This window comes from uncultured Thiodictyon sp. (genome assembly GCA_903837595.1).
Classification (GTDB): domain Bacteria; phylum Pseudomonadota; class Gammaproteobacteria; order Chromatiales; family Chromatiaceae; genus Thiodictyon.
The window spans coordinates 1-4,967 of the sequence record CAILVI010000265.1 but is presented as its reverse complement, the minus strand read 5'-3'; the positions used below and the strand labels follow the sequence as shown (position 1 = coordinate 4,967).

7 protein-coding genes are annotated in these 4,967 nt (G+C 65.5%); all 7 read left to right on the top strand.

Annotated features, from left to right (window positions below):
- Positions 1–142: 142 nt before the first annotated feature.
- The 7 genes from QZY44_RS14505 (at position 143) to QZY44_RS14475 (ending at position 4,935) form a co-directional block, all read left to right on the top strand.
- On the top strand, positions 143–1,213 hold the full coding sequence (locus QZY44_RS14505; protein ID WP_295447397.1) for a CHAT domain-containing protein: 1,071 nt from the start codon (positions 143–145) through the stop codon (positions 1,211–1,213).
- A 108-nt stretch (positions 1,214–1,321) separates the two neighbouring features.
- Positions 1,322–1,528, top strand: coding sequence for a hypothetical protein (locus tag QZY44_RS14500; RefSeq protein WP_295447395.1), 207 nt, complete (start codon positions 1,322–1,324; stop codon positions 1,526–1,528).
- 121 nt (positions 1,529–1,649) lie between these two features.
- On the top strand, positions 1,650–2,861 hold the full coding sequence (locus QZY44_RS14495) for a hypothetical protein (RefSeq protein ID WP_295447393.1): 1,212 nt from the start codon (positions 1,650–1,652) through the stop codon (positions 2,859–2,861).
- Between the two features lie 21 nt (positions 2,862–2,882).
- Positions 2,883–3,398: a type II toxin-antitoxin system VapC family toxin gene (locus tag QZY44_RS14490; protein ID WP_295447392.1), complete on the top strand. Its 516-nt coding sequence runs from the start codon at positions 2,883–2,885 to the stop codon at positions 3,396–3,398.
- Positions 3,385–3,594: a hypothetical protein gene (locus QZY44_RS14485; RefSeq protein ID WP_295447390.1), complete on the top strand. Its 210-nt coding sequence runs from the start codon at positions 3,385–3,387 to the stop codon at positions 3,592–3,594. The genes QZY44_RS14490 and QZY44_RS14485 overlap by 14 nt, the downstream gene beginning before the upstream one ends.
- The gene (locus QZY44_RS14480; protein WP_295447388.1) at positions 3,591–4,784 is read left to right on the top strand and encodes an alpha/beta hydrolase; all 1,194 of its coding nucleotides are present in this window, start codon (positions 3,591–3,593) and stop codon (positions 4,782–4,784) included. The genes QZY44_RS14485 and QZY44_RS14480 overlap by 4 nt, the downstream gene beginning before the upstream one ends.
- Complete coding sequence (locus tag QZY44_RS14475) at positions 4,762–4,935, top strand: hypothetical protein (protein WP_295447387.1); 174 nt, start codon at positions 4,762–4,764, stop codon at positions 4,933–4,935. Before QZY44_RS14480 ends, QZY44_RS14475 begins: the two co-directional genes overlap by 23 nt.
- Positions 4,936–4,967: the final 32 nt, after the last annotated feature.

Here is a 4,967-nt window from a genome sequence, read left to right as displayed (position 1 = left end):
TGATATGTCGCGCCCCTTCGGGGCTAATGCCTGGCGGCCGTCCGGAACGCACGCGCCGATTCCCTTCCCGCTTTCATCGTGCTGTAATCGCCCGACTCGGATCGACCGCTGTCCCCTTAAGCCAACCAAGGACCGAATCGCCATGGCCGCCCCCGAACTCATATTGCGCTTCCCCGGCCCCACCCAGGTCAGTGTCGCCTATGACGGCAACGACTCCGGCCAGTTCGCATTCGCCAATCCGGTCACTGAGAAGGACCGCAACGACATCCGCTGGTATGTCGAGACCTACGGCGCCCAATCGCTGGCCGACCCGGACGACGAGGAGGCGCGGCGTATCCAGGCCCGGCTGCCGGAGATCGGCAAGGCCCTGTTCAACGCCGTCTTCGCCGACAACCGCGCCGCCGGGCGGCTGTTCGACCGCTATCAGGACGCCGATGGCGAGCACCGTGTACTCACCATCGACACCGAGAGCGCCGCCATCCTCTCGCTACCCTGGGAACTGCTGCACGACCCCACCGGCGTCTACCTCTTCCGCGAGCGTCCACACATCAGCGTGCGCCGACGCATCTCCGGGGCCACCGGCGGGCGCAACCCCTTTGTGCTCAAGCCCAAAGGCCAACTGCACCTGCTCTTCGTCGTCAGCCGCCCCGCGGACGCCGGCTTCATCGACCCCCGCACCGACCCTCGCGCCGTGCTCGATGCGCTGGAGACCCAGGCCCCCGGCCGCGTCACCTGGGAGTTCCTGCGCCCCGCCACCCTCAACGCCCTGCACGAGCGCCTCACCGACGACACCAGGCCCCCGGTCGACATCCTCCATTTCGACGGCCACGGCGTCTTCCACCAGGTCTCGGAGAAGGACGCCGAGCAGGACCCCGGCCGCTTCGGCCGCTCCATCGGCAGCGAGATCCAGCGCGAACGCCAGGCGCGCGGCGATCCCCAGTCCGACGCCCCGGTCGGCATCGGCTTTCTGCTCTTTGAGCGAGACGACGGCGAGGGCCACCTGATCTCCGCCCAGGACCTGGGCGAGAACCTGTTCCGCGCCAGGGTCGGCCTGGTAGTCCTCTCCGCCTGCCAGACCGCTGCCCTGGACCAGGAGGGCGACCCCATGGCCTCCGTCGCCGGGCGGCTCACCGCCACCGGCATCCCGGCGATACTCGCCATGACCCACTCGGTGCTGGTGGCCACCACCACGGCACTCTTCGGCAACTTCTAAAAGAGCCTGGCCCGCGGTCGGGGCATCGCCAGCGCGCTCGACGACGCCCGCGCCTGGCTCGCCAACAACCCGGAGAAGTTCGAGGTGCGGCGCGGCGACCGGCGCCGGATGCTCGAACTCCAGGACTGGTTCCTGCCGGCCCTGTTCCATGCCGGCGCCGACGCCCCGCTCCTGACCGGGGAGGTCGCGCCCGCCGCCCCGCCGCTCACCCACAACCTGCGCCCCGCCCACTTTTCGCCCGCGAGGCGCTCGGGAACGAGGCTGATCCGATGCAGCCAGCCATCGCGCGACCCGCGGAGAGTCTCCAAGGGCTGAGTCACAGGCGCGACTGCACGTCGCGTGGCATATACTGATCACGCAGCCTCCTACCCGAGCGGTGCCTGCGCCGGCTGGTGGTGTTCTCTTTCACCCCCGCTCCTGACGCATCAACTATCTAATGATCTTGCTCACCCGACTATACATCTATCGCGCTTCACAGCAGCGCAGTCCGGCGGAAGACTTCCTCACCGAAGCCTTCGTAGAATGGCTACGGCTTGCCGGAAAGGCTGGCTTGATGGCGCAGGCGTTGAAGGATCTGTTACGTTTACCGCCTGCGCAGTGTCTGCCACCGGGCGATGATGGCAGTACGATTCGCTGGAGCTCGCAACATGTGATTGGTCCCGGCTTCAGGGGTTCGGGAAAACGGCCGGATATTGTCGGTCAGGCCGACAATTTCTTTCTAGTCATCGAGAACAAGATCGGTGCATGTTTCACGCAATACGACGATGATGAGGGCAGCGTCACTCAGCTTGAGTTGTACGCTGATTACCAGCGCCTGCAACAGGTCAACTGCGGCGGCGTTGTGCTGTTGACCCACCACACCGACGCCCCTGCCGGCTGGGCCGAGCCGGTGGTAACATGGAGCGCGATACATCACTGGTTGTCGAGACTCCTGCCCGAGCTGGCGTCCGGAGCTAGTGGCTCCGTGGCCGTACTGAATTACTGGACACAGCATCTCATTGCTTTCATTGAGGAGAACGGAATGAGCGGAACACGCATCGCGCTTAGCGACATCATCGCATTGCCCGCCTTTGAGCGTCTACGCGCGGGAATGAGAGGACTTGGCATACTGGCACGGAAGGAACTGACCAGGCGGGCGGGCGGACAAGTCTTCCGAGGTCTTAGTGTCCCTCGGGGTTGGACCTCCGGCTGGTTCAACGAGCCGCTATTCTTCGGTGTAATCATGACGCCGGAGGGGGTCAAAGCGGATGATGCTGACTTTGTACTGTGGTGCGGGGTGCTCGCGTCGAAGGCTTACGAGATCACTCCCCACACCCAAGGTATCCCCGAGTTGTCAGTGGGCTTAGGCGCTTGGACGAAGTGCCTAATGAATGACAACAGGGCCATGGGGTTGAAGGTAGAACTTCCCGAGATATTTGCGGCAACCACGCCGAACATGACGTGGAGCATCGACTGGAAGCCCCGAGAGTCGAATGCTGAGAATGGATTATTTGTGGTGCAGGCACGACTTTCGTTAATCGAACTGTATCAGCAGGCGGGAGATGATTTCTGGGATGACCCTGCAATTTCCTTTTTCAGCAAGGCGTGCGACGCACTCCTCTCTCTACCGGACGACAAGTGGAAAATGATAGAGAGTTTAGTGGGTTGAAGTTACAGGCAACTTACGAACGTGCTGGCGACGGCCGGAAATATGAAAATGAGCATCTATCTCGAGACCTCGATTCCCAGCTACCTGACCGCCAGGCCGACCAGGGATATCAGGGCCGCCGCTTGGCAACAGATTACCGGGCAGTGGTGGGACGAGGCGCGCGCGGGTTATGATCTCTTCACCTCGGAGTTGGTGATTGTCGAGGCATCGGGCGGAAACCCGGAGGCGGCTGCGCGACGACTGGACGCGCTCCGCGGGATCGCGGAGCTTCCGATCGACGAAGAGACTCAGGTGCTTGCCGCCCAGTTGATCGCGAACGGTGGTATTCCCGCGTCCGCGGAGGCGGATGCCCTGCATATCGCCGTGGCCGCCGTGCATCGCATCGACTACTTGCTCACATGGAATTGCCGACACATAGACAATGCAACCAAGAAGCCGATCATTCGGGCTATTTGCAGCCGCCTCGGTTATTCATGTCCGGAAATTTGCACACCGATGGAACTGCTGACGGAGGGTGACGACGATGTACCAAGATGAAATCATCGCGGAGGTTTGGCGCAATCGGGATGCCTATGCCGCCCGGCACCATCACAGCCTCGCCGAGATGGTGTCCGATCTTCGGGCCAGACAGGGCAGGCCGGACTGCAAACTGGTCGATCGCCGGGATCAAGTGAGACACGCCCACCCCAGCACCCCGGACGCCCGCCTGTCCGACGCGCAGCCCGCCGAATGAGACCCTTCCACCTCCTGATCCAACCCACCCTGGACGGCACCCGGGTCAACTGCCAATGGTTCGGCCAGTCCGCCCTGCGTCCCGAGGGCGCGATGACCTTGTCTTATGCGCCGCAGGCCGCGCTGGCGGTGGTGCCGAACCACTTCACCATCGACTTCGCCCCACTGCTGGCCGAGGTCGGCGCCCAACTGATCGCCGGCGCCGCGGGCCTCGCGGAGACGGACGACCTGCTGCCCCTGCGCGACCTGCTGGGGCCGGACGGTCTCGCGGGGCTGTGTTCGGCCATCTATCCCTTCCTCTGGCGGGCGTCGCGCACCGTCCCGACCACCCTCAGGCGCGCCCCCGGCGTCCACGCCTGGGCCGACCCGGACCGGCGCCTGGTGCGGGTCTGGTTCGCCACCAATCGCCGACCCGACCCGACCGCCGATCCGCTGCGGCCCTTCAGCGACCAGGCCTCCGCCGATGGGCTGAGCTACGGCCTGTGCCGGGTCTTGGTTCCCCGCAGTCACCGGCCCGGCTCCACCGGCACCCCTTGGTGGCGGCGCCTGATCCGGCTGGAGGCGGATGACACCCTCAAGGTCCGCGCCACGCTGTCCCTGCCCGAGTCCACCTTCTGGGATCAGCTGGCCGGGCGGCTCGCGACCGAGTGGCGCCCGGGCGAACGCAACGCCTTCGTGCTCATCCACGGCTTCAACGTGAGCTTCGTGGAGGCGGCGATCCGCGCTGCCCAGATCGGCTACGACCTCAAGCTGCCGGGTGAGATGGCCTTCTACAGTTGGCCCTCGCGCGGCGGCGTCCTGGACTATGCGGCCGACGAGGCGACCATCACCGCCAGCGTCGGCCCGCTCGCCCAGTTTCTTGAGGACCTGTGCGCGCGCTCCGGGGCCGAGCGCGTACATCTCTTCGTCCACAGCATGGGCAATCGCGGCTTCCTGAGCGCACTGGAGCGGCTGGCGGCCCGGCAGCACCCGCCACTGCGCCTGGGCCAGGTCTTCTTCTGCGCCCCGGACGAGGATGTGCGCACCTTTGCGGGCAAGACCCGGCTCTTTCCCCAGGCGTGCGAGAACCGCACCCTGCTTGGTGGCCCTGTCGCGCTGGCAGCACCAGCACGACCGCGTGGGCATCGTCCCGCCGCTGTATCCCTACGAGGGCATCGAGACCATCGCGGTGACCGGCTTCGGCCTGCTTGACCTGGGTCATGGCTATTTTGCCGCCGCCGAGCCGGTGATCCTGGATCTGCGCGAGGCCATCGAGAGCCGCCGCCCCGCCGCGGAGCGCCGGGTTCCGCGGGTGGCGGAGGGGCATTTCGTGATCGATGTGCGGGCTCCGGCAACCCGGTGACTTCGTCGCGGCCTGGGGGCCGCTCCTACGCG

What these genes read in the sequence shown, in the direction of transcription:
- QZY44_RS14505 (WP_295447397.1), top strand. Translation starts at nt 143, where the DNA reads ATGGCCGCCCCCGAACTCATATTGCGCTTCCCCGGCCCCACCCAGGTC.
- QZY44_RS14485 (WP_295447390.1), top strand. Translation starts at nt 3,385, where the DNA reads ATGTACCAAGATGAAATCATCGCGGAGGTTTGGCGCAATCGGGATGCC.
- QZY44_RS14500 (WP_295447395.1), top strand. Translation starts at nt 1,322, where the DNA reads ATGCTCGAACTCCAGGACTGGTTCCTGCCGGCCCTGTTCCATGCCGGC.
- QZY44_RS14480 (WP_295447388.1), top strand. Translation starts at nt 3,591, where the DNA reads ATGAGACCCTTCCACCTCCTGATCCAACCCACCCTGGACGGCACCCGG.
- QZY44_RS14495 (WP_295447393.1), top strand. Translation starts at nt 1,650, where the DNA reads ATGATCTTGCTCACCCGACTATACATCTATCGCGCTTCACAGCAGCGC.